At 58.8% G+C, this 23,724-nt stretch carries 26 protein-coding genes and 1 rRNA gene; 16 read left to right on the forward strand and 11 right to left on the reverse strand.

Annotated elements, in window-relative coordinates; genetic code table 11:
* Positions 1-74, forward strand: a 5S ribosomal RNA gene (gene rrf / locus ABIE60_RS16550); the annotation flags it as partial.
* 136 nt (positions 75-210) lie between these two features.
* Here the strand turns inward: rrf and ABIE60_RS04890 are convergent.
* Positions 211-1,035, reverse strand: coding sequence for an HDOD domain-containing protein (locus tag ABIE60_RS04890; RefSeq protein ID WP_354468212.1), 825 nt, complete (start codon positions 1,033-1,035; stop codon positions 211-213).
* Between the two features lie 98 nt (positions 1,036-1,133).
* On the opposite strand from ABIE60_RS04890, the gene ABIE60_RS04895 reads away from it, so the two are divergent.
* Positions 1,134-1,781 carry a tRNA-uridine aminocarboxypropyltransferase gene (locus ABIE60_RS04895; protein ID WP_354468213.1) on the forward strand — a complete coding sequence of 216 codons (648 nt, stop codon included), beginning with the start codon at positions 1,134-1,136 and terminating at the stop codon, positions 1,779-1,781.
* A 21-nt stretch (positions 1,782-1,802) separates the two neighbouring features.
* Here the strand turns inward: ABIE60_RS04895 and secB are convergent, their stop codons facing one another.
* The 3 genes from secB to ABIE60_RS04910 are packed head-to-tail and all read right to left on the reverse strand — an operon-like array spanning position 1,803 to position 2,987.
* Positions 1,803-2,282 (reverse strand): protein-export chaperone SecB, encoded by a 480-nt coding sequence (gene secB, locus ABIE60_RS04900; protein ID WP_354468214.1) that lies wholly within the window; start codon positions 2,280-2,282, stop codon positions 1,803-1,805.
* Between the two features lie 31 nt (positions 2,283-2,313).
* The gene (gene grxC, locus ABIE60_RS04905; RefSeq protein ID WP_354468215.1) at positions 2,314-2,568 is read right to left on the reverse strand and encodes a glutaredoxin 3; all 255 of its coding nucleotides are present in this window, start codon (positions 2,566-2,568) and stop codon (positions 2,314-2,316) included.
* 5 nt (positions 2,569-2,573) lie between these two features.
* Positions 2,574-2,987 (reverse strand): rhodanese-like domain-containing protein, encoded by a 414-nt coding sequence (locus tag ABIE60_RS04910; RefSeq protein ID WP_354468217.1) that lies wholly within the window; start codon positions 2,985-2,987, stop codon positions 2,574-2,576.
* A gap of 166 nt (positions 2,988-3,153) precedes the next feature.
* Here ABIE60_RS04910 and gpmI point away from each other — a divergent pair, with 166 nt between their 5' ends.
* Genes gpmI through ABIE60_RS04925 form a run of 3 tightly spaced genes read left to right on the forward strand, consistent with a single transcriptional unit; the run spans position 3,154 to position 7,210 of the window.
* Positions 3,154-4,707, forward strand: a complete 1,554-nt coding sequence (gene gpmI / locus ABIE60_RS04915) for a 2,3-bisphosphoglycerate-independent phosphoglycerate mutase (RefSeq protein WP_354468218.1) — start codon at positions 3,154-3,156, stop codon at positions 4,705-4,707.
* A 26-nt stretch (positions 4,708-4,733) separates the two neighbouring features.
* Positions 4,734-5,849 (forward strand): murein hydrolase activator EnvC family protein, encoded by a 1,116-nt coding sequence (locus ABIE60_RS04920; protein WP_354468220.1) that lies wholly within the window; start codon positions 4,734-4,736, stop codon positions 5,847-5,849.
* 23 nt (positions 5,850-5,872) lie between these two features.
* Positions 5,873-7,210, forward strand: a complete 1,338-nt coding sequence (locus ABIE60_RS04925) for a S41 family peptidase (RefSeq protein ID WP_354468221.1) — start codon at positions 5,873-5,875, stop codon at positions 7,208-7,210.
* 30 nt (positions 7,211-7,240) lie between these two features.
* On the opposite strand, the gene slmA is transcribed toward ABIE60_RS04925, so the two are convergent.
* From slmA to coaBC, 5 genes are read right to left on the reverse strand one after another with little or no spacing between them, the layout of a single operon-like run.
* Positions 7,241-7,849, reverse strand: a complete 609-nt coding sequence (slmA, locus tag ABIE60_RS04930) for a nucleoid occlusion factor SlmA (protein WP_354468223.1) — start codon at positions 7,847-7,849, stop codon at positions 7,241-7,243.
* Positions 7,850-7,859: 10 nt separating this feature from the next.
* Positions 7,860-8,762: an acetylglutamate kinase gene (gene argB / locus ABIE60_RS04935; RefSeq protein WP_354468225.1), complete on the reverse strand. Its 903-nt coding sequence runs from the start codon at positions 8,760-8,762 to the stop codon at positions 7,860-7,862.
* Between the two features lie 28 nt (positions 8,763-8,790).
* Positions 8,791-10,179, reverse strand: a complete 1,389-nt coding sequence (locus ABIE60_RS04940) for a phosphomannomutase/phosphoglucomutase (protein ID WP_354468227.1) — start codon at positions 10,177-10,179, stop codon at positions 8,791-8,793.
* Between the two features lie 41 nt (positions 10,180-10,220).
* Positions 10,221-10,676 (reverse strand): dUTP diphosphatase, encoded by a 456-nt coding sequence (dut, locus tag ABIE60_RS04945; RefSeq protein ID WP_354468229.1) that lies wholly within the window; start codon positions 10,674-10,676, stop codon positions 10,221-10,223.
* A complete protein-coding gene (coaBC, locus tag ABIE60_RS04950) occupies positions 10,673-11,893 on the reverse strand; it encodes a bifunctional phosphopantothenoylcysteine decarboxylase/phosphopantothenate--cysteine ligase CoaBC (protein ID WP_354468231.1) in 1,221 nt (406 codons plus the stop codon). Before coaBC ends, dut begins: the two co-directional genes overlap by 4 nt.
* A gap of 110 nt (positions 11,894-12,003) precedes the next feature.
* On the opposite strand from coaBC, the gene radC reads away from it, so the two are divergent.
* The 9 genes from radC to ABIE60_RS04995 all read left to right on the forward strand — a co-directional run bounded on the left by radC (position 12,004) and on the right by ABIE60_RS04995 (position 18,519).
* Positions 12,004-12,678, forward strand: coding sequence for a RadC family protein (gene radC / locus ABIE60_RS04955; RefSeq protein ID WP_354468233.1), 675 nt, complete (start codon positions 12,004-12,006; stop codon positions 12,676-12,678).
* A 198-nt stretch (positions 12,679-12,876) separates the two neighbouring features.
* Positions 12,877-13,113 carry a 50S ribosomal protein L28 gene (gene rpmB / locus ABIE60_RS04960; protein ID WP_091826187.1) on the forward strand — a complete coding sequence of 79 codons (237 nt, stop codon included), beginning with the start codon at positions 12,877-12,879 and terminating at the stop codon, positions 13,111-13,113.
* 13 nt (positions 13,114-13,126) lie between these two features.
* A complete protein-coding gene (rpmG, locus tag ABIE60_RS04965; protein ID WP_027854336.1) occupies positions 13,127-13,294 on the forward strand; it encodes a 50S ribosomal protein L33 in 168 nt (55 codons plus the stop codon).
* Positions 13,295-13,419: 125 nt separating this feature from the next.
* Entirely contained in the window at positions 13,420-14,322 is a 903-nt protein-coding gene (locus ABIE60_RS04970; protein WP_354468235.1) for a DMT family transporter, read from the forward strand.
* Positions 14,315-15,127, forward strand: coding sequence for a bifunctional DNA-formamidopyrimidine glycosylase/DNA-(apurinic or apyrimidinic site) lyase (mutM, locus tag ABIE60_RS04975; RefSeq protein ID WP_354468236.1), 813 nt, complete (start codon positions 14,315-14,317; stop codon positions 15,125-15,127). The genes ABIE60_RS04970 and mutM overlap by 8 nt, the downstream gene beginning before the upstream one ends.
* Before the next feature lie 8 nt (positions 15,128-15,135).
* The gene (locus tag ABIE60_RS04980) at positions 15,136-16,023 is read left to right on the forward strand and encodes an alpha/beta hydrolase (protein WP_354468238.1); all 888 of its coding nucleotides are present in this window, start codon (positions 15,136-15,138) and stop codon (positions 16,021-16,023) included.
* A gap of 94 nt (positions 16,024-16,117) precedes the next feature.
* Entirely contained in the window at positions 16,118-16,648 is a 531-nt protein-coding gene (locus ABIE60_RS04985; protein ID WP_354468239.1) for a phosphatase PAP2 family protein, read from the forward strand.
* A complete protein-coding gene (locus ABIE60_RS04990; protein WP_354468240.1) occupies positions 16,648-17,718 on the forward strand; it encodes an MJ1255/VC2487 family glycosyltransferase in 1,071 nt (356 codons plus the stop codon). Before ABIE60_RS04985 ends, ABIE60_RS04990 begins: the two co-directional genes overlap by 1 nt.
* 54 nt (positions 17,719-17,772) lie before the next feature.
* Positions 17,773-18,519, forward strand: a complete 747-nt coding sequence (locus tag ABIE60_RS04995; protein WP_354468241.1) for a 3-hydroxybutyrate dehydrogenase — start codon at positions 17,773-17,775, stop codon at positions 18,517-18,519.
* Between the two features lie 247 nt (positions 18,520-18,766).
* On the opposite strand, the gene elbB is transcribed toward ABIE60_RS04995, so the two are convergent.
* Positions 18,767-19,420, reverse strand: coding sequence for an isoprenoid biosynthesis glyoxalase ElbB (elbB, locus tag ABIE60_RS05000; RefSeq protein WP_354468243.1), 654 nt, complete (start codon positions 19,418-19,420; stop codon positions 18,767-18,769).
* A 198-nt stretch (positions 19,421-19,618) separates the two neighbouring features.
* On the opposite strand from elbB, the gene hemB reads away from it, so the two are divergent.
* Positions 19,619-20,629, forward strand: coding sequence for a porphobilinogen synthase (gene hemB / locus ABIE60_RS05005; RefSeq protein WP_354468245.1), 1,011 nt, complete (start codon positions 19,619-19,621; stop codon positions 20,627-20,629).
* Between the two features lie 51 nt (positions 20,630-20,680).
* Entirely contained in the window at positions 20,681-22,855 is a 2,175-nt protein-coding gene (gene ppk1 / locus ABIE60_RS05010; protein WP_354468247.1) for a polyphosphate kinase 1, read from the forward strand.
* Here ppk1 and ABIE60_RS05015 read toward each other — a convergent pair whose 3' ends face one another.
* Positions 22,856-23,692, reverse strand: a complete 837-nt coding sequence (locus ABIE60_RS05015; protein ID WP_354468248.1) for an SDR family oxidoreductase — start codon at positions 23,690-23,692, stop codon at positions 22,856-22,858.
* Between the last annotated feature and the right edge of the window lie 32 nt (positions 23,693-23,724).

The raw sequence follows: 23,724 nt of genomic DNA on the forward strand, positions 1-23,724 counted from the left end.
AACTCAGCAGTGAAACGCGTCATCGCCGATGGTAGTGTGGGGCTTCCCCATGTGAGAGTAGGTCATCGCCAGGCACTTAATACCAGAAACCCCGGCCTCGTTGAGGCCGGGGTTTTTGCATTGGGGCGGATAAACGCCAGGCAAAAGAAAGGGCCCGGCGCTCTCCCTGCGGCGGGCCCTGTCACTGACTTCATGGTGGACGCGCGGAAACTACGCCATCTCCTCGATCAGCCTTTCCTTCAGGGTCAGATAGTCATAATCAGTGGTCGACAGGAAGCGCAATGCCGGTTGCAGCTGTTCGAGCTGTTGTGCCGGCTGGATACGCCAGTAGTAGCGGTATTCTGAACTGATATCCTGTGCCAGCGCCAGCACGGCCAGAAGGTGTCGAGTTTTTTCGCCCGTATCGACCTTGTCTGACAGAACCTCATCCATCTGTGGCTGCAAGCGGATGGCATCAGCAACGTGCTGAGGCAGGTTCCAGCGCTCAGCCATCCGTGCACCTACCTGGTAATGACTGAAGCCAAAACTTTCACGCTCCTGCTTGTCCAGCTCTGTCACATTGAAATTGGGTGAGGACTGAAGGAACTCGCGAAAACCCGAAAAAGCCTGGACCATCAGCGGCAGCCCACAGTCATGCAGCATGCCAAGGGTATACACATCATCCTTGTTCAGCTGGAGACGCAACTTGCCTGCGACATTAAGGGACAGCTGAGAAACATCCTTGGCTGTATCCCAGAAACGCTCCATGCGACCCGTTTTTTTCAACGTGTTGCGCAGTATGGTGAGCCGTACCAGATTATAAATCTGGTCCAGCCCAAGCAGACTGATGGCATGTTCTATGGAAGTAACACTGACTCGCAGGCCATAGTAGGGGCTGTTAATGCTTTTAAGAACCACCGAATAGAGTGCGACATCGGACTTGATCAGTGTTGCGATTCGGGCCAGGTCAGGGTTTTCTGCCTTTAGCAGTCGGGCGATTTCAACCAGCACTTCCGGCTGTGGGGGAATGAGTGAGTTAAAGCGGCTGTCATTCATTATGAGTGTGGCTCTTGCAGGCGTCGTTAACAGACCTTGTCTGCTCTGGTAGCCGCACAGTATAGTGCCTGCCCGTTCAGGATTCAGCAGGAGAAAGGGTGAAACTCGACAATCCTCCCAGAAAACCCTTTGTAGCCAGAGGCTCGGGTGTACAGCGCTGTGATGGTTGCAGGCTTCCGGTCGATGTATGTATTTGCCAGTGGCGCAGGGCTGTTCAGGCGCGTTGTGAGTTCTGGTTGTTGACGCATCGCTATGAGTTTTATAAGCCGACCAACACGGGGCGACTGATTCTGGACTCAATCGCCAATACCCGGATATTTGAGTGGTCGCGTACCGAGCCGACTCAGGATCTGCTGGATGCCCTGCAGGATGATCGCTATGCACCCTGTCTGGTGTTTCCTGCTGGAGAGGACTATGAGCACCGGATGCTCAAGCAGGTACCCGGTGGAGGACGTATTCCGGTGTTCATTATTCTGGATGGAACCTGGCGGCAGGCGCGACGCATGTTTCGGCACAGCCGTTATCTGCAGCATCTGCCGGTGATTGAGCCGAAAACGGATCGACTTAGCCGCTATCAGCTGCGACGGTCTACGGTTGAGGAACACTTGTGTACGGCTGAAGTGGCGGTTGCGCTGCTTGAGCAGGCGGGAGACCAGGCGGCGGCAGAACATCTGGAGGATTACTTCGAGCGCTTCAATGCCAGCTATATTGCTTCACGTCGGCGCTGGGCCAAACAGGAGCGGTGACATCACCGCCCCTGCAGAAACTCAGTGAGTTTCTTCTGCTGCGGCAGCGGCCTGCTGCTGTTGCATCTGCTGCGCATAGAGGGCATCGAAGTTTACCGGGGCAAGCATCAGCGGAGGGAAGCTGGCCTTGGTCACAAAGTTGTCCACCGCTTCACGTGCGTAGGGGAACAGCAGGTTCGGGCAGAACGCGCCCAGAGTGTGGTGCAGCTCTGGCCCTTCGATACCTGCAATCAGGAAGATCCCCGCCTGCTGTACTTCAACCAGAAAGGCGGTTTCATCGGCGTTCTTGCCGGTAACGGTCAGGGTCAACACGACCTCATAGTGCTTTTCGTCAAGCTGGCTGGTACGGGTGTTCATTTCAAGGTTGATTTCCGGCTGCCAGGCCTGGGTAAAGGCTTTGGCGCCAGCCGGTGTTTCCAGTGAGGCGTCCTTGACGAAAACACGCTGCAGTGCGAACTGTGGCTGTGTGGCTTGCTGGTTGGCTGCTTGAGCATCAGACATGGGTTGTTCCTTATTGTTAAGACGTGGAAGTTCAGGCGTTGATCAGGGTATCCAGCTTGCCCTGCTGCTCGAGGGCGAACAGGTCATCGCAGCCGCCCACATGCGTTTCACCAATAAAAATCTGTGGCACGGTACGTCGACCGCTGCGCTGCATCATCTCCTGGCGCAGGGCGGGGTCGGCATCCACATCGATGGCCGTATATTCGGCCTGCTTGCTGTCAAGCAGGGCCAGAGCGCGGGTACAGAAAGGGCACCAGCGGGTCAGATAGACAGTTACTTCGGTCATGGCTCTCACTTCACAATCGGCATGTTCTGGGCTTTCCACTCGGTCATTCCGCCTGACAGGCGAACGACCTGGCCATAGCCCGCGGCCTTGAGTTTCTTCGAGGCGCTGCCTGCAGCCTGGCCCAGGTTGCAGACCACGATGACAGGCTTATCGCGGAACTTCTCAAGTTCGTTCAGGCGACGGTCAAGGTCTGCAAAGGGGATGTGGTGTGCACCGGTAATATGGCCGGTATCCCACTCCTTGCGCTGACGGATATCGAGTACCACGCCATCTTCCTTATTGATCAGGCGAGTGGCCTCGGCCGGTGAAACGGATTTGCCGGCTTTGCGCTTTTCGGTCCAGAGCAGCACTGCCAGGGTAAGGACCCAGGCAGCGACCAGATAATAGTGCTGTATTGCGAATTCGATCAGGCGTTCCATAGTCGTTCCGGTCAGATGAGCGGGATATCAGGTGAGCAAGTATACAATGCTGCCGTGACAGGGATAAGGGCTGAGGCCAAATCCGCGGGTGTCCGGTTAGCTAAACCGGCGCCAAGGCAGTAAAATGGCTGCCTGTTTTTTAACCGACCGGACAGAACTGCTGATCATGACAGACGCACGCGCAACCAAGGCACTGATTATTCTCGATGGTTTCGGGGTCGAATCGACCCCTTCGTCTGCGGTGGATGCCGCCCGGACACCGACCTGGGACCGTCTTCTGGCATCCAACCCGAACTCTCGCATCCAGACATCGGGCATGGCGGTCGGTCTGCCCGAGGGGCAGATGGGCAACTCTGAAGTAGGCCACATGAACATCGGTGCAGGCCGTACCGTGTACCAGAACTTCACCCGCATCTCCAAGTCGATTGCGGATGGCGACTTCTTCGAGAATGCCGTGTTGTGTGATGCGATGGATAAGGCGATCCAGCAGGGGCGAGCGGTGCATGTGCTGGGACTGTTGTCGCCGGGCGGTGTTCACAGTCATGAGGAGCACATGTTTGCACTGCTGGAAATGGCGGTGAAGCGCGGCGCCAAACAGGTATATCTGCATGCCATTCTGGATGGCCGTGACATGCCGCCACGTTCCGCCGAGCCTTCCATCAAGGCTGCCGAAGCGGTCTTCGAGCGTCTGGGCATCGGTGCAATTGCGACAGTGGTCGGCCGCTACTTCGCCATGGATCGTGACAACCGCTGGGATCGGGTTGAACTGGCCTACAATGCGATGACCAATGGAGATGCTCCGCAACAGGCGAACAGTGCGCTGGAAGCGCTGCACAATGCCTATGCCCGGGATGAAAACGATGAGTTTGTGCAGGCTACCGTGATTGCTCAGGAGTCCGATCAACCTGTTGGGTTGATTGGCGATGGCGATACCCTGATATGCGCCAACTTCCGCCCTGATCGGGCGCGTGAGATCACACGCACTTTCGTTGACGGTGAAAATTTTACCGGCTTCAACCGCAAGCAATGTCCGAACCTGAGCGCCTATGTCATGCTGACCGAATATGCGGCGGATATCGATGCACCGGTGGCCTATCCGCCGGAGGCGATTCACAACGATCTGGGAGAATACCTGTCCAGCCTTGGCAAGACTCAGCTGCGAATCTCTGAAACCGAAAAGTATGCGCATGTTACCTTCTTCTTCAATGGTGGCCAGGAAGCCGTTTACCCGGGCGAAGAGCGCATTCTGGTGCCATCTCCGCAGGTGGCGACCTATGATCTGCAGCCGGAAATGAGTGCTCCCGAAGTCACCGACAAGCTCTGTGATGCCATTCGCAGCGGCCGCTTTGATCTGATCGTATGCAACTTTGCCAATGGTGACATGGTGGGGCATACCGGCAAGTTCGATGCTGCCGTCCAGGCGGTGGAAACCGTTGATCAGTGTCTGACCCGTGTACTGGAAGCGTTGAAAGAGGTTGAGGGTGAAGCGCTGATTACGGCCGACCATGGCAACGTGGAGCTGATGGTAGACCCTGACAGTGGTCAGCCCCATACCGCCCACACCACATGGCCGGTTGCTCTGATCTATGATGGGCCGCGTAAGAGCAGTGTAAAGCTCAGAGATGGTGCCCTGTGTGATCTGGCGCCCACACTGCTTGCGCTGATGGGGCTGGAGTCTCCCAAAGAGATGACCGGACACTCACTGGTCAACCTGGGCTGATTATCTTGAGGCATGTTGGCCGACTGTTGTGTTGTCTCTTCCTCTGCCTGCCGCTGTCGCTTTCGGCACAGGATCCGGCCGCCACGGAAAAGCAGCTGCAGGCACTCAAGCAGCAGATCGTGCGTCTGCAGCAGCAGGTGGGCAAGCGCCAGGACGATCTCAAGAACGCTCAGTCGGAGCTGCGCCGCTTTGACCGTCAGATAGGTGAAGTGACAGCCGAGCTTGACCAGCTGCAACAGCGACTGGGCCAGCTGGAGCAACACAGGGGTAACCTGGGTGCAGATGAAAGCCGCCTGTTGTCCGGCTTGCAGGAGCGTGAAGCCCAGATCCGAACGTTACTGCAGGAGCAGTACCGGTTGGGGCGGCAGCCGGGCGTTCAGCTGATCCTGTCACAGCAGGACCCACAACAGCTGGCTCGTATGCTGCGCTATTATGATAGTGTCAGTTCAGGGCTGGCCAGCCAGCTGGAGCAGTTCAGGCAGCAGCTTGAGCAGCTGGAGCAAACTCGCAGCGAGATTGCGCGTGCCGACACCGATCTGATCAGTACCCGTGACGCGCTGGTGCAGCGGCGGGAAAAACTGAAACAGGCCCGTGCCGGGCAGGCTGATGTGCTGGCTCGATTGCAGCGAAACCAACAGCAGGATCAGTCAAAACTGAGCCAGCTGCAGCAGGATCAGAAGCAGCTGGAATCGGTACTGGCCGAGATTCGTCGCTCACTGGAGAAGATCAGGCTGCAGACAGACGGCCTTCAGTTCAGTCAGCGCAAGGGCAAACTGGACTGGCCGATCAGCGGTTCGGTGAGGAGGGCCTTTGGCAGTCAGGTTGACAATGTCAGCTACGAGGGCATGCTGATTGCTGCTCAGGCAGGTACTCGGGTCAAGGCGGTACACCATGGCCGAGTTGTATTTGCAGACTGGTTGCGCGGTTATGGGCTGGTCTTGATCCTAGACCACGGAGGTGGTTATCTGTCCCTTTACGGTCACAACGATAGCCTGTTGCGAGAGCCGGGGGAATGGGTTGGCACCGGAGAAGCGGTTGCTCTGGCCGGCAGCAGCGGGGGCAGCGGGGAAACGGGACTCTATTTTGCCATCCGACATCAGGGCCGCTCGATCGATCCGATCAGCTGGCTTGGCAAACGCTAATTCACCATGCAGGGAACACACTTATGAAGCTCTATGGGCGTACACCGCTGGCAACTGCCACAGCCATCACAGCGCTGAGTTTGCTGCCTTACTTTGGTCCGTTGGCCCAGCAGGCGTCAACTGAATCCAGTGCTGTAGCGGAAACGGCAGAGAAGACGCTGCCGCTGGAAGAGCTGCGGATGTTTGCCGATGTGTTTGACCGCATCAAACAGGCCTATGTAGAGCCTGTGGATGACCGTCAGTTGCTTGAGGATGCCATCCGCGGAATGCTGGCAGGTCTTGATCCGCATTCAGCCTATCTTGAGCCTGAGGCGTTTGAGAGCCTGCAGGTTCATACCCGTGGCGAGTTTGGCGGCCTTGGCATCGAGGTGGGGCAGGAGGATGGCTTCATTCGAGTGATTGCCCCGATTGATGACACCCCGGCTCAGAGAGCGGGTGTGCGCGCCGGTGATCTGATCATCAAGCTGGATGACATGCCGGTACAGGGCATGGATCTGAGCCAGGCTGTTGACCTGATGCGCGGAGAGGTGGGTACGGCCATTCGCCTTACCATCCTGCGTGATGGTGAAGACAAGCCGTTCGAGTTGAAGATTGTGCGCGATGTGATCAAGGTGACCAGCGTGCGTCATGAGCTGCTTGAGCCGGGTTACGGTTACCTGCGGGTATCCCAGTTCCAGGCCCATACCGGTGAAGACCTGGTCAAGGCGATTGCAGAGATGCAGCGGGTGGCTCCATTGCAGGGGCTGGTACTGGATCTGCGCAATAACCCCGGCGGGGTATTGCAGGCAGCGGTTGAAGTCAGCAATGCTTTCCTTGATTCCGGGTTGATTGTCTACACCGAAGGCCGACTGCCGAACTCTGAGCTGCGATTCAACGCGAATACTCAAACAGCGGCAGCCAATACTCCGCTGGTCGTGCTGATCAACGGCGGCTCCGCTTCGGCATCGGAAATCGTGGCCGGTGCTCTGCAGGATCACAAACGTGCCATCATCATGGGGACGGACAGCTTCGGCAAGGGTTCTGTGCAGACAGTGCTGCCCCTGGGAGGTGAGCGTGCCATCAAGCTGACAACCGCACGTTACTATACCCCTGGTGGGCGCTCCATTCAGGCGCAGGGTATCAAGCCAGACCTGCGAGTGGACGAGGGCAAACTCACGGGTATCCGGACGGAGGTGGGTGTAAAAGAGCGCAATCTGGCAGGGCATCTGGAAAACGGAGATGCGGATAAGGCAAATTCCGAGCAGAGCCCGCGCAGTCGAGATCTGGCCGAACGCGATTATCAGTTGTACGAGGCGCTGAATCTGCTCAAGGCGATGCACATTCTCAAGCGAGAGCCCGTGAAGACGGGCTCAGAGGGCTGACGGCAGGGCGATTGCACCTGCCGCCCATGATTACGTGGCAGGTGCAATGCGGTAAATACCAGAGCCCAGTCGCGCCCACTGCTCGGGCCAGAACTCGGTTGGCCGGCGCTTGAATTCACTGCGTACAAACTGACGAATACGCCCCTCGGCAGTCGCCAACATCAGATTGGCCGCCGAGCCGGCCGGGATCTCCGTGCGCAGCCCCTCCCGTACCTCTGCCTCACGCATGATCTGCTTCAGCTGAGTTTCCAGTCGCTCGAACAGCTGGTTGATGCGCACCCGCAGACGCTCGGTTTCACCTGACAGTGCATCCCCGGTCAGAATGCGAGCCATGCCCGGGTTCTTTTCCACGAACGCCAGCAGCAGGGTCAGGATCTGCTCGCACTGCCGCACGCCGCCCACATCTGACTGGGTGATCAGCGTGATGCGTGAGAACAGCGTCTCTTCGATAAAGCCGATCAGTCCCTCGAACATGCGTGCCTTGCTGGGGAAGTGACGGTAGAGGGCCGCCTCGGACACGCCGACTTCACGTGCCAGGGCCGCGGTGGTGATCCGCTGCCCCGGGTTGTTTTCCAACATCTGTGCCAGCGCCTGCAGAATTTGCTCGCGGCGTGAAATTTTCTGTTCCTTGTCGTTCATCATCCGCCTGTCACTGTGCCTTGTTGGTGATCAGGGTACCGACACCTTCATCGGTGAAGATCTCCAGCATGCAGGCGTGCTCCACCCGACCGTCGATGATGTGCGCACTGCGAACACCACTTTTCACCGCGCCAAGGGCACAGTCGATCTTGGGCAGCATGCCGCCGTAGATGGTGCCATCGGCGATCAGCTCGTCCACCTGTGCAGTGGTCAGGCCGGTCAGTACCTTGCCGTTCTTGTCCAGCAGGCCCGCGATATTGGTCAGCAGCATCAACTTTTCCGCCATCAGCACTTCCGCCACCTTGCCGGCCACCAGGTCCGCATTGATGTTGTAGGCATGGCCATCTTCACCCACGCCGATCGGTGCGATGACCGGGATGAAGTCGGAGTTTTCCAGCATCTCCAGCACCTTGACGTTGACACTCTCGACCTCGCCCACATGGCCGATATCGATGATCTCGGGCGCTTCCATCTCTGGTGTCTTGTGCTTCACCTTCAGCTTGCGTGCGCGCAGCAGTTCGCCATCCTTGCCGGTCAGGCCGATCGCCTTGCCGCCGGCGGAGTTGATCAGGCCCACAATTTCCTTGTTGACCATGCCGCCCAGCACCATCTCAACCACGTCCATGGTCTTGGAGTCGGTGACACGCATGCCGTTGATGAAGTGGGATTCGATTTTCAGCTGTTCCAGCAGGCTGCCGATCTGCGGGCCGCCACCGTGGACCACGATCGGGTTGATGCCGATCAGCTTCATCATCACGATGTCGCGGGCAAAGCTGGCCTTGAGCTTTTCGTCGATCATGGCGTTGCCGCCGTATTTGATGACGATGGTCTTGCCGACAAACTGCTGAATGTAGGGCAGGGCGACCGACAGAATGTGGGCGGTCGACATGGCTTGTTCACGGGACAGAGGCATATTCTCTCCTTGCATATATAAGTGCCGGTCAGGCATCGGGAATCAGCAGACCGGGATCGATCGCGCTCAGGCGCGACTGGAATTCATGCTTGATACGTGCCAGCGCGGCATCATTTTCCGCCTCAAAGCGCAGCACCAGTACCGGTGTGGTGTTGGACGCGCGCATCAGGCCCCAGCCATCAGCATAGTCCACACGCACGCCATCAATGTGGCTCACTCTGCCACCCGGGAACTCTACCTGCTGCAGCGCTTCAACCAGGGCGAACTTGTTGTCTTCACGCACCTCGATGTTGATCTCCGGGGTGCTGAGATCTTCCGGATAGGCGCTGAAGATGGCATCGGCATCTTCGTCACGGCCAGACAGAATCTCCAGCAGACGAGCGGCACTGTAGAGGCCGTCATCAAAGCCGTACCAGCGCTCCTTGAAGAAGATGTGGCCGCTCATCTCACCCGCCAGCAGGGCGCCGCACGCCTTCATCTGCCGCTTGATCAGCGAGTGGCCGGTTTTCCACATGGTGGCCTTGCCGCCGGCCTGCTCGATCACTTGTGGCAACAGGCGAGAACACTTCACATCGAACAGAATTTCGGCCCCCGGGTTGCGGCTTAAAACGTCCTCGGCGAACAGCATCATCACCCGATCCGGGTAGACCACATGGCCGGATGGCGTAATCACGCCCACGCGGTCGCCGTCACCGTCAAACGCCAGCCCCAGATCGGCCTGATGTTCCTTAACCGCCGCAATGGCATCCTGCAGGTTCTTTAGCTTGCCGGGATCGGGATGATGGTTGGGAAAGGTGCCATCCACCTCACAGAACAGCGGAATCACCTCGCAGCCCAGCTGCTCCAGCAGTTCGGGCGCGATGCCACCGGCGATGCCGTTGCCGCAGTCTACCACCACCTTCATCGGGCGCTTGAGGTTGATATCCTTCAGGATGCGCTCACTGTAGGCGCGCTCGATCGCCAGCGGTTCGGCGGCACCGGTGCCGTCCACGTATGCCTGCCGCTCGATGCAGCGAGCCAGATCCTGAATCTGATCGCCGGACAGGGTTTCGCCACCGAGCATCATCTTGAAGCCGTTATAGTCAGCCGGGTTGTGGCTGCCGGTGATCATGATGCCGGTCTGGTCGTCACGCTGGTGCGCGGCAAAATACAGTACCGGTGTGGGTTCATAGCCGATATCCAGCACCTGACAGCCGCTGTCGGTCAGTCCCTGAATCAGAATCTGCTTCAGTGACGGGCCGGAAAGGCGACCGTCGGCGGCAACAACGACCTCACGAATGTTGCGCGCCGCGGCTGCAGCGGCAAAGGCGCGGCCAATGTGATACACGGTTGCATCGGTCAGCGACTGACCAACGATGCCGCGGATATCGTAGGCCCGAAAAATGTCACGGTCGAACTGCTCTAACGGATAGGGCATTGATACTGTTCCCTGTCGTGAGTAAGTGTTTACTGATTGACTCAGTGGCGACCGGAAGAGCCGAAGCCACCCGCGCCGCGTTCAGAGTCGCTGAATTCGTCGACAATCTCGAATTCGGCCTGCATCACCGGTACCAGAACCATCTGAGCGATACGCTCACCCGGCTCGATGGTGAAGGTGGTCTGGCCCCGGTTCCAGCAGGACACAAACAGCTGGCCCTGATAGTCGGAGTCGATCAGCCCCACCAGGTTGCCCAATACGATGCCGTGCTTGTGGCCAAGGCCCGAGCGCGGCAGGATCATGGCGCACAGGCCAGGATCCGCGATATGAATCGCCAGTCCGGTGGGGATCAGCTCGGTCTGCCCCGGCTCCAGTGTCAGTGCCTGATCAAGGCAGGCGCGCAGATCGAGACCGGCGGAGCCTTCGGTGGCGTAGGCGGGCAGGGGAATGTCACGACCGATGCGGTCACTCAGAATCTTGACTTGCAGTGCTTTCATTTTGTTCTCTGACGGTTGCGGTGAAAATGCTCGGCGATCTGCTCAATCAGCTGACGTGCCAGCAGCCGCTTGGGGCCCTGCGGCAGGCTGACAGTGGCGGCGGTGCTGACCAGGGTGACGGCGTTGTCATCGCTGTTGAAGCCGATTTCGGGATTGGACACATCGTTGGCGATGATCAGATCCAGCCCCTTGCGTTCCAGCTTGTTGCGGGCATATTCGATCACGTCGCGGGTTTCGGCGGCAAATCCCACGGTGAAGGGGCGTTGCCGTTCCAGCCCGGCAACGGTGGCAACGATATCCGGATTCTTGATCAGGCGCAGCTCCATAATCTCTTCGCTGCCCTTTTTGATCTTGTGCTCGGCGACCGCCACCGGGCGATAGTCGGCCACGGCAGCGGCGGCGATAAAAATGTCGCACTGTTCAACGCCGTCAAGCGAAGCGGCCAGCATCTGCTCGGCGCTTTCAACCTGAACACACTCCACCCGCGGGGGCGGCGGCAGGTTGACGGGACCGCTGATCAGGCGCACATCGGCACCGGCATCGGCGGCGGCTTCTGCCAGCGCATAGCCCATCTTGCCGGAGCTGTGGTTGGAGATGAAGCGGACCGGGTCCAGAGGCTCCCGGGTGGGACCTGCGGTGATGAACACACGCTGGCCGCTGAGAGTGCCGTGCTGAAACTGCTCGGCGGTCAGTTCGGCCAGTTCTTCCGGCTCCAGCATGCGGCCGGGGCCGGTATCGCCACAGGCCTGAGCACCAACCCCAGGACCAAACACCTTGACAGCCTGATGGCTCAGCTGCTGGATATTGTGCTGGGTACGGGGGTCGCGCCACATCGCCTGGTTCATCGCGGGCGCCAGACAGATGGGCGCGTCGGTGGCCAGGCACAGGGTAGTCAGCAGGTCATCGCCCATGCCGGCGCTGAAACGGGCGATGAAGTCCGCACTGGCCGGGGCGATCAGAATCAGATCGGCCCATTTGGCCAGTTCGATATGGCCCATGCCCGCCTCGGCTTCGGGGTCGAGCAGGTGTTGATGCACCGGATGCCCGGACAGTGCCTGCAGTGTCAGTGGCGTGATGAATTCGGTCGCAGCGGCGGTCATGACAATGCGTACATCGGCCCCGGCGCCCTTGAGCAGGCGGGTCAGTTCGGCACTTTTGTAGGCGGCAATGCCACCGGTGATCCCGAGCAGAATCTGTCGGTTAGTGAGTCTGTGCATACCCTGAATGTCCGATAGTTTCTCATTCTGGTTTGGGGCGTTAAGATACCACTTCAGACGGGCAATGCGTAGACGATTCAGCCCGGATTCACACTCACAGGGAGGTGAGCATGGCGATCAGTGACTGGCCTGCAGAGGAGCGGCCACGGGAAAAGTTGTTGGCGCGGGGGGCTGCCGCGCTGTCGGATGCAGAGCTGCTGGCGATATTTCTGCGCACTGGCGTGCAGGGCTGCAGTGCCGTTGATCTGGCACGGCAACTGCTGGAGCATTTTGGCGGCCTGAGACCGTTGCTGGAGTGCAGTGAGGCTGACTTCTGCACGGCCCATGGTCTGGGGCCGGCCAAATATGTGCAGCTGCAGGCGGTGCTGGAGATGTCGCGGCGCCATCTGGAAGCCCAGCTGGTGCGCGAGTCGGCGCTGGAAAGCCCGTCCATGGTGCGCCAGTATCTGGCCAGTCGCCTGCGGCATGAGCCGCGTGAAGTGTTCGCCTGTCTGTTGCTGGACAACCGCCACCGGGTGATCCGCTACGAGGCGCTGTTCTATGGCACCATCAATGCCGCCAGCGTGCATCCGCGCGAGGTGGTCAAGCTGGCGCTGGCACATAATGCCGCGGCGGTGATTCTGGCACACAACCACCCGTCCGGTGTGGCTGAGCCGTCGCAGGCGGACCGACAGATCACTGACCGGCTGGTGCAATCGCTGGGGCTGGTCGATATTCGGGTACTGGACCATATGGTGATCGGTGACGGCGAGACGGTTTCGTTCGCCGAGCGTGGGCTGCTGTGACCGCTGGTGAAAAATTCAACAATTCACTGGCGTGACGGGGGTTGCTTCTGTATGATATGCGGCCTTCTGTTCCTTAATGGTACGGTATTCTGTCCGGCTCATTCGTATGGGACGCTCCGCCTGAGGCCGCACCGGTTGTGCAGCCAATAAACATCGAACGGAAGTAAACATAACCCTTGTTAGAAAGGTTTAGTCACTATGTCTCGAGTTTGCATGGTAACGGGCAAAGGCCCGGTAACCGGGAACAACGTTTCCCACTCAAACCGTAAAACGCGTCGTCGTTTCCTGCCGAACCTGCATTGGCACCGTTTCTGGGTAGAAAGCGAAAACCGTTTCGTACGTCTGCGTGTTTCCTCCAAGGGCATGCGTATCATCGACAAGAAGGGTATCGATTCGGTTCTGACCGAACTGCGTGCCCGTGGCGAGAAAGTCTGAGGAGATTTGAATCATGGCTAAAGGCGCACGCGAGAAGATCCGTCTGGTTTCCTCTGCAGGAACCGGTCACTTCTACACCACCGACAAGAACAAGCGTAACACCCCGGACAAGTTCGAATTCAAGAAATACGACCCGGTTGTTCGCAAGCACGTGATCTACAAGGAAGCCAAGATCAAGTAATTGGTTCTGGACCGGAGATCCCGGAACCCCGCAGTGCTGAATGTGCTGCGGGGTTTTTTATTTTCTGGCATGCTGTATATCCGACCGTTGTTGTAAGGTTTGTTTCCTGTGCAGAAGGCCCCTGAATGTTTGTCCCGCCCTCGCTGATTCGTTTTGTACCGCTGGCGTTTGTGCTGCTCTGGAGTACCGGTTTTATCGGTGCGCGTTTTGCTCTGCCCTACATTGAGCCATTCAACCTGCTGCTGATTCGCATGCTGCTGACGCTGGGTGTGTTCTTTGCCCTGATACTGGTGTTCCGTGCACGCTGGCCATCACCGGCACAGGCGATGCATCAACTGGTCGCCGGGGCACTGGTGCATGGCTGCTATCTGGGCGGTGTGTTTGCCGCCATCAAGTGGCAGCTTCCGGCTGGCGTCACCTCCATTCTGGTCGGACTGCAACCGGTGCTGACAGCGGTTCTGGCCTGGATGATGACCGGCCAGACCCTGCGCCGACCCCAGTGGGGCGGTCTGCTGCTGGGACTGCTGGGTGTGGTGCTGGTGTTGGGCAGTGGCCTTCAGCCGGGCAGCTTTGAAGTGCGTACCGAAGCTGTACTCGCCGCGATGGTGGCACTGGCAGGCATCTCGGTCGGTACGCTGTACCAGAAGCGTTTTGGCGCGGGGACGGATCTGCTGACGGGCTCCTTTTTTCAGTATCTGTCTACAGCACTTATGATGGCGCTGCTGAGCTTCAGTCTGGAAACCCAGACGATCGAGTGGCATCCGGAGTTGATCGGTGCGCTGCTCTGGCTGGTGTTTGGCCTGTCGGTCAGCGCCATTCTGCTGTTGATGCTGATGATCCGCGAAGGCGAGGTGGCACGGGTGGCCAGCTATTTCTATCTGGTGCCGCCCGTGACGGCACTGGAGGCCTGGTGGCTGTTCGGTGAAAAGCTTTCGGCACTGGCGCTGGGCGGGATGGCGCTGGCGGTGATCGGGGTCTATCTGGTGCTGCGCCCGGCCAGGCCTTTACAGGAGAAAGCCAATGCCTGAGCTGCCGGAAGTTGAAACCACGCGACGAGGCATTGCGCCCCATATCGAACATCAGCGCGTGACGCGACTGGATGTGCGTCAGCCGATGCTGCGCTGGCCGGTGCCTGCGCAGCTGGCGCAATGGATTGAGGGTGACGTGGTGCAACAGGTGGAGCGACGCGCCAAATATCTGCTGTTGCGCTTCGGTCGTGGTCAGCTGATCCTCCACCTGGGGATGTCAGGCAGTCTGCGTATTTTGCCGCAGGGCACAGCCCCCGGTAAGCATGACCATGTGGATTTTGTACTGGCATCCGGCCAGCTGCTGCGCCTGACCGATCCGCGCCGCTTTGGTGCCGTACTCTGGCAGGAAAACGGCACCGAGCACAGCCTGCTGGCCCATCTTGGACCGGAGCCACTGAGCGAGGATTTTACCGCCGAGTATTTGCAGACCGCCTGCAAGGGGCGCAGAACAGCGATCAAGGCACTGATCATGAATGCGCAGGTTGTGGTTGGGGTCGGTAATATTTATGCCAATGAGGCCCTGTATCGTGCCGGAATCGATCCACGCCGAGCGGCGGGCCGTATCTCTGCAGAGAGGCTGGCCACACTGGTGGATACCATCAAGTCCGTTTTGGCCGCAGCCATTGAGCAAGGGGGAACCACCCTGCGTGATTTTGTCGGTGGTGATGGCAAGCCTGGCTACTTCAGTCAGGTGTTGGATGTATATGGCCGTGGAGGCCAGCCCTGTCATGGCTGTGGCGAGCCGCTTACCGAAATAAGGCTGGGTCAGCGCAGTACCGTGTACTGTCGCCGCTGCCAGCGTTGAGGAGTTGCATGAACAGTTGCTATAACCCGCCCGTTGATCTTCAACGCACCGAGCTGCGCCGCAAGCTGGGTATTGAGCCTCGGCTGGAGCAGCGCCGGTGTGTCCGCATCGGTACGCTGCCACTGCATACCGAGCTGTATCCCTGCGCAGATGAGGAAGCTCCGCTGCTGCTGTTCATTCCCGGCATCGGCACCTACTCCGAGCTCTATGCCGAGCTGTTGTCTGACCTGTCTGCCCAGGGGTTCAATGTGGTCGGTGTGGACCTGCGAGGTCACGGCTACTCCGGTGGCGAGCGTGGCCTGTATACAGTGGACCAGGTCTGCTCTGATGTGAGTGAGATCATTGACCACTATCGGCAGACTTTCAGCGGCCCCGTCTATCTCTACGGCTACTCCATCGGAGCCTTGCTGGCGCTGGCCTGTGCCGAGAAGGAACCACGTATCGAACGGTTGATCTGCGGAACGCTGCTGGTGCCCGAAATGGCACCGGACATGCTGCACCAGATCGGCTGGTCATGGATCTGGAGCAGTGCGTTACTGTTGCCCGGTGTACAACTGCCGATGAAGAATTTCATCGACTATGATCGTCTGTTGGCCGGCCACCCCGCTGGTGAAGAGATCAACAGCGACCCTCTGATTGTATTCGACTATCCGCTCCGCACCCTGTCCAGCCTGTTTACACACCGTGTTGGCAGCCTGTCACAGACGTTTGATTTCCGCGGGCTGATCATCCACGGCAGTGAGGATGAGGTATTGCCGCTGAGTTATTCCGAGCGGGTACGAGACTGGCTGCAGCAACCGTTTGAGCTAATCGGGGTTGAAGGGGAAGGGCACATGCTGCCCTGGGACAACCCGGCACGGCTGACACAACTGATTACTGAATGGCTGCAGCGCTGATCGGGCTGTCATCAAAGCTTCAACCACATGTAACGGCCCCGTCACCGCTCTGAACGAAAAATGACCACTTGAGTACCAACAAGGGGTGGTCGCCATGAACCGTCTGCAGAAGCTTAATGCCTTCGATACTCGCGCTTTCTTCTGGTGCAACGGCTACGGTCAGCATGCACCGGTGATGGCTGGCAGCCGCTGGGTTTCCCGGTTGGGAGATGGCGGTCTCTATCTTGTGCTGGGCCTGACGCTGGCACTGTGGGAGTCGGAAGATGGTCAGGCCTTTCTGCTGGTCGGGATACTGGCCTACGGCATTGAGTTGCCGCTCTATCTGCTGCTGAAAAACACCATCCGGCGTGACCGGCCCTGTCACCGTCTGCAGGGGTTTCGCGCTGCCATTGAGCCCTCCGACAAGTTCAGCTTTCCATCCGGTCATACAGCTGCAGCCTTTGTGTTTGCCATGTTGCTGGCGCAATTCTATCCTTCACTGCTGTTGCCCGGTTTTATTCTGGCTCTGTTGATCGGCAGTTCGCGCGTGCTGCTGGGCGTTCACTACCCAACGGATATCGCCGCCGGAGCCCTGCTCGGTATTGCCTCGGCCGTGTTGGCGCTGGGCCTGTGGGAGTGGCTCTGATGCGTATTCTGTACGGTGTTCAGGCCACCGGGAATGGACATATAACCCGCGCACGGGTGCTGCTGCCGGCGTTGCAGGCGGCCGGGGTTGAGGTCGATGTTCTGCTGAGTGGAAGGGCGCCACAGCAACTGTTCAACATGGAGTGTTTCGGGCGCTTCGAAGCCCGCCAAGGCTTTACCTTCGTGACCTCGGCCGGACGGGTCAGTTGGCTGAAAACGCTGGCGCAAAGCCGTCCGCTGGAGTTCTTGCACGATTATCGCCAGCTGGATCTGAGTCGCTACGATCTGGTGCTGAGTGACTTTGAACCGGTAACCGCCTGGGCGGCGCGGCATCAGGGTGTGCCGTCACTGGGCGTTGCCCACCAATATGCCTTCCACCACCCCATCCCCGGGACCGGGTTCAAGCCCTGGTTGAAACCATCACTCAAGTTGTTCGCCCCGGTGGATGAGGCGGTGGGCGTACACTGGCACCACTTCGATGCCCCCATACTGCCGCCTTTGATCGCCCCTCCATCCTATCCACTGAGTGAAGAGCCGGACAAGATTCTGGTGTATCTGCCGTTCGAATCCATGGATGAGGTGATCTACTGGCTGGGCGCCTTTCCGAGGTATCGCTTTCGTATTTATTGCAATATCGCAACACCCCAGCGGCGAGGGCATCTGGAACTGCAGCCATTCTCTCGTGAAGGGTTCCAGCGTGATCTGTGCAGCTGTGCCGGCGTAATCAGCAATGCCGGTTTTGGCCTCTGCAGCGAGGCGATCCAGGCAGGCAAGAAGCTGCTGGTCAAGCCGCTGCACAGTCAGGTGGAGCAGCGCTCCAACGCCGTGGTACTGGAACAGATGGCGCTGGCCATGACCATGTCGGAACTGACGCTGGAGTCGGTAGAGGCGTGGCTGGCACAACCGTCAGGCAGTCCATCGCCCTGGCCGGATGTGGCAACTGCTCTGGCACAGTGGATCGCCTCGGGCCGTCAGCAGCCGCTGGATGCACTGGGGCGAGAACTCTGGCAGCAGGGGCAAATCCGACAGTTTTCATCCTGCCAGGCCAGGCTGCGCCAACCCCTGCTATAGTTATCTGCACTCATCTGAAATGCCTGCTCAGGGCTGTGGAAAAGGAGAGAGCAGATGCGTGTACTGATCACGGGTGCCGGCAGTGGCATTGGCAAGGGGCTTGCACTGGCGCTGGCCGCTGAAGGCCACAGCATTCTGGTAACGGATCTCAGGCAGCAGGCCGCCGCCGAGGTTGCCAGTGAGATAGAGGCCTCAGGCGGAGATGCTCGGGCGCTGGCACTGGATGTGTCTGACCACGGCAGCATCGAGATGCTGGCCGGCGAACGAGTTGATGTGCTGATCAACAATGCAGGGCTGCAGCATGTGGCGCCGCTGGAGGACTTTCCGCCGGAAAAATTCGATCAGCTGATTCAGGTGATGCTGACGGGGGCTGCCATGCTGACCCGCGCCCTGATGCCCGGTATGCGGCAGCAGGGGTTTGGTCGCATCATCAATATCGGCTCCATCCATGCGCTGGTCGCATCACCCTACAAAAGCGCTTATGTAGCGGCCAAGCATGGCCTGCTGGGCTTTTCAAAAGTCGTGGCGCTGGAAACGGCCGATACCGACATTACCATCAACACCGTCTGTCCCTCCTATGTATTGACTCCGCTTGTTGAGCAACAGATCGCGGCACAGGCCAAGGCCAACGGGATTTCAGAACAGAGTGTGGTCGACGAGATCATGCTAAAGCCGATGCCCAAGGGCGCGTTCATCAGTATTGAGGAGCTGGCGGGGGTGTGTCAGTTTCTGATCAGTCCGGCGGCACGCAACATGACCGGTCAGACCATGACACTGGACGGGGGCTGGACGGCACGCTGAACGACGCTTGCCGTGAACAGTTTCAGTGTCCATAAAAAGCGAAAGGAGCCGATGATCCGTCATCAGGCTCCTCTCTCTGGCATCCGTATCCCTGCAGTTGTAAAAGCGGCCTCTTGCCTGTGCACTCCGTGCGTCCTGAACTGCTCCGTGGCCATCCTTGTATTCGTTCCCTGAACAGGAGATCCACAAGACCCATTATGCCGGGCCAGAAATTTATGGATATAGGAATTTTTCCTAATTTTGCCTGTCAGGCCATTTTTACTATTTCATCCACCAGGCGATTGATGCCGGAGGCCGCCTGAGAGATGGAGCCGGCCAGCATATAGGCCGGAGTGGTGACAACCCGGTTGTCGCTATCGATCACGATCTGATCCACCGGGCAGTTTTCATGCAGGCCGCCCATGCTGTTGATCGCCCCGGCCACGCCTTCATCGTTGCCGACGGTACAGCGGATACCGGTGCCGAGCAGTTTCGGCGTCATCGCCGGCGCGATGCAGATCAGGCCGACCGGTTTGCCGGCATCATGGATGGCACGGGCAAAGTTGACCAGCTGCGGGTTGACCGTGCAGTCGGCACCCTTGACGGCAAAATCACTCAGGTTTTTGGCGGCACCAAAGCCACCGGGAATGATCAGGGCATCAAACTCGTCAGGGTTGGCCTCGGCCAGATCCTTGATTTCACCGCGCGCCAGACGCGCCGCTTCAACCAGTACGTTGCGGCTTTCTCCCTCGGCCACTTCGCCGGTCAGGTGGTTGATCACGTGCATCTGCTCCACATTGGGGGCGAAGCACTGATACGCCACGCCATTATGCTCAAGGCGCAGAAAGGTAAGAACCGATTCGTAGATTTCGGAGCCATCAAATACACCACTTCCGGACAGAATCACCGCGATCTTTTTCATGGGCTGAACTCCTTTTGACTGTAACCATCGATGCAATTGAAAGTTTTCCACACTTGCCCCACAGGGGTCGTGTCGCAGTGGTCACAGATTACGTTAAGATGAGGCCAATACCAAACAGGTGGCAAAGCGTCATCAGCAATCCCGTCATCTGTCTGTCATCTTTTTGTCGTCCAATGCACCTGAAAAAGGAATCGAGCCGTGGCTTTTACCAACAGTCAGCGTTTCTACCCCGAAACCCGCATGCGCCGGATGCGTGCTGACGATTTTTCACGCCGTCTGATGCGTGAAAATGTCCTCACCACCGATGACCTGATCTATCCGGTATTCGTGCTGGAAGGCGAGAATCAGGTGGAAGCGGTGGCATCGATGCCCGGCGTGGAGCGTTACAGCATTGATCTGCTGGTTGAGAAGGCCAGATACTGGAGCCAGCTGGGGATTCCGATGTTGGCGCTGTTTCCGGTGACACCGGCCGAGGCCAAGAGCGAGTTTGCCGAAGAGGCCTACAACCCGGACGGACTGGTGCAGCGGGCGGTGCGCGCGTTGAAGGCCGCTGTGCCGGAACTGGGCATCATGACCGATGTGGCACTGGATCCGTATACCACCCACGGGCAGGACGGCATCATCGATGAGACCGGCTATGTACTCAATGACCGCACGGTGGATACGCTGGTTCAGCAAGCGGTATCCCATGCCGAAGCCGGTGCCGATGTGGTGGCGCCCAGCGACATGATGGATGGCCGTATCGGCGTGATCCGTGACGAGCTGGAAAGCAACGGCTTCGTCAACACGCGCATCATGGCCTATTCTGCCAAGTATGCAAGTGCCTACTATGGCCCTTTCCGTGATGCGGTGGGTTCGGCGGGCAATCTGGGCAAGGGCAACAAGTTCAGCTACCAGATGGATCCGGCCAACAGCGATGAAGCACTGCATGAAGTCGCGATGGACCTGGCCGAAGGGGCCGATATGGTGATGGTAAAGCCGGGGATGCCCTACCTGGATATCGTGCACCGTGTGAAAACCGAACTGAAAGTGCCGACCTTTGTCTATCAGGTCAGTGGCGAGTATGCCATGCACATGGCTGCGTTCCAGAACGGCTGGCTCGATGAAGAGTCGGTAATTCTGGAGAGCCTGACATGCATAAAACGCGCGGGCGCCGATGGCATTCTGACCTACTTTGCGGTCAGGGCGGCGGAACTGTTACAGCGATAAACGAGAGAATCCGATCGAATGGACGACAGTATCAACCCGGGAGAAATCGTAATGAATGATATCAGTCAGGATGTGACTGTGACGCTGGAGCAAAGTGAGGCGACGGCCGCACTGCTGGAGAGCCGGGAGATACTGCCGACCATTGATCCGATCGAAGAGCTGCCGGTGGATCTGAAGGCACCGGAGCTCTACATCAATCGTGAGCTGAGCCATCTGCAGTTCAACGTGCGGGTTCTGGAGCAGGCGCTGGATGAAAGCTATCCGCTGCTGGAACGGTTGATGTTCCTGCTGATCTTCTCCAGCAACCTGGATGAATTTTTCGAAATTCGGGTGGCCGAACAGCTGCGCCAGCTCAAGTACGGCCGCGAGGCGGTAGGACCGGATGCGATGCATCCGCAGAAGGTGCTCGACAAGATTGCCGAGATCTGTGCCATCAACGTGGAACGCCAGTACAAGATCCTGAACGACATTATGTTCCCGGCACTGGAAGCGGAAAATATCCACTTCCGCCGCCGAGCCGACTGGACAGCGGAGCAGCTGGCCTGGGTGCGGGACTACTTTGAAGAGAAGATCGTACCGGTGATCAGCCCGATCGGGCTGGACCCGTCTCACCCCTTCCCGCGGCTGGTGAACAAGAGCCTCAATTTCATTGTTGAACTGGACGGCAAAGATGCCTTCGGCCGCGAGACCGGCATGGCGATCATCCCGGCGCCGCGCTCCCTGCCAAGATTGATCCGACTGCCGGATGAGCTGTGTGAGGGCGGTGACAACCTGATCTTCCTGTCGTCGATCATCCATGAGTTTGCCGAGGAGCTGTTCCCGGGGATGAAGGTGGACGGCTGCTACCAGTTCCGCATTACCCGTAACGCCGACCTCAGCTTTGACTTCGAGGAGATCGAGGATCTGGCCCGCGCACTGCGCGGTGAGCTGCACTCACGCAAGTTCGGTGATGCCGTACGGCTTGAGGTGGACAGCCGCACGCCGGAAAATCTGATCAGCTTCCTGCAGGCGGAGTTCAACCTGCCCGACAGCCATGTGTACCGCGTTAACGGCCCGGTCAACCTGACCCGCCTGATGGCGGTACGGGATCTGGTGGAGCGGCCGGAGCTGCGCTGGAAAACCTTCACCCCGAACCTGCCCAACAAGCTGAAGAACAACGAAGATATCTTCAGTGCATTGCGCAAGAACGATCAGCTGCTGCTGCATCCGTTCCAGTCCTTTACGCCGGTGGTGGACCTGCTGCGTCAGGCGGCGAAGGACAACGACGTGATTGCGATCAAGCAGACCCTGTACCGTACCGGGGTCAAGTCCGATATCGTCAACGCGTTGGTGGAAGCGGCACGAAACGGCAAGGAAGTGACCGTTGTGATTGAGCTGCGGGCGCGCTTCGACGAGGAGAGCAACCTGCAGCTGGCCAGCCGTCTGCAGGAAGCGGGCTGTCTGGTGGTGTATGGCGTGGTGGGTTACAAGACCCACGCCAAGATGATGCTGATCGTGCGCCGTGAAGGCAGCGAACTGGTGCGCTACTGCCATCTCGGCACGGGCAACTACCATTCCGGCACGGCACGGCTCTACACCGACTACAGTTACATGACCGCCGACAACGAGGTGGGTGAAGACGTCCACAAGATCTTCCAGCAGCTTACCGGCATGGGCAAGATTCAGAAGCTGCAGAAGCTCTACAACGCGCCATTCACGCTGCATGCCAAAATGTTGGAGCTGATTCAGAACGAGATTCGCAACGTCAAGGCGGGCAAGCAGGGGCACATCATCATCAAGGTGAACGGTCTGACCGAGCCCAAGCTGATCCGTGCCTTGTACGAGGCCTCTCAGGCCGGCGTGCAGATCGATCTGATTATCCGCGGCATGTGCCGCCTGCGCCCTGGGCTGGAAGGGATCTCCGAGAATATTCGTGTGCGCTCCATCATCGGTCGCTTCCTTGAACACACCCGTATCTACTGGTTTGCCAATAACGGTGGCAAGCCGGTGGTGATCGGCTCAAGCGCCGACTGGATGGAGCGCAACATGCTCAACCGGGTGGAAACCGGCTTCGAGCTGTTCGGCAAGAACGCCGAGCGCATCCGCAAGGAGCTGGACTACTATCTGCAGGACAACGCCCAGGCCTGGGAGCTGCACTCGGATGGCAGCTACACTCTGGTACAGCCGAAAGAGGGCGAAGAGCGTTTCAGTGCGCAGCAGAAACTGCTGGATGAGCTGGCGGTCTGATCACACCTTTCGCAGCAGCTCAGTGTAGCCACTTCGAAAATCCGGATAACGAAAGCGGTAGCCGCTGGCCCTGAGCCGGCGGTTGCTGCAGCGCTTGCTGCCGCCCCGGCGCCCCGGCTGGCGCTCACGAATCTCGATTCCCAGCTCAGCCGCCAGCCACTCCATCACTTCATGAATCGGTGTCGGGCTGTCATCACTGGCCAGATACAGCGGTTTCAATGTCTGTTCCTGCAATGCCAGTTGCAGCAAGTGCCCAAGTACACCGGCACAATCCGCACTGTGGATGCGGTTGCTGTAATGCACCGGCTCGCTGGGTGCCGCGATGCCCGATTCGACCAGCCGTTGCAGATGGTTGCGTCCGGGACCGTAAATACCGCTGAACCGCACCACCGTTGCCGGTATGCCGCTGTTCAGGGCCAGCTGCTCGCTGGCCAGCAGAATACGGCCGCTCTCGCTTTCAGGCTCGGTGACGGACTGCTCATCCACCCACTCATGCTCGGATTGGGAATAGACCCCGCTGCTGCTGGTCAGGAACAGGTGCCTGGGGGGCCTGGGCAGCGCCTCCAGTACATGGCGCAGTCCGTCCACATAGGTGCGGCGATAGACCTCGGGGTCACGGCTCTTGGCCGCAGCGGTATAGAACACCCAGTCGCATGCCGGCAGCTCACTCAGCGTGGTCGGATCGGTCATGTCGGCAGCAATGCCATGGATGCCGGCGGGCAGCTGGTTTATAGTACGGCGAAGCCCGAACACCTGTGCCCTCTGTGCACTCAGCCTGACTCCCAGCTGGGTTCCGACATCGCCGCAGCCCGCGATCAGCACTCGTTGTTCCCGCATGGTTACCCCGACTCATTGTTTTACGTTCATCC

The sequence above is a fragment of the Marinobacterium sp. MBR-109 genome, assembly GCF_040547565.1.
Taxonomy (GTDB): domain Bacteria; phylum Pseudomonadota; class Gammaproteobacteria; order Pseudomonadales; family Balneatricaceae; genus Marinobacterium.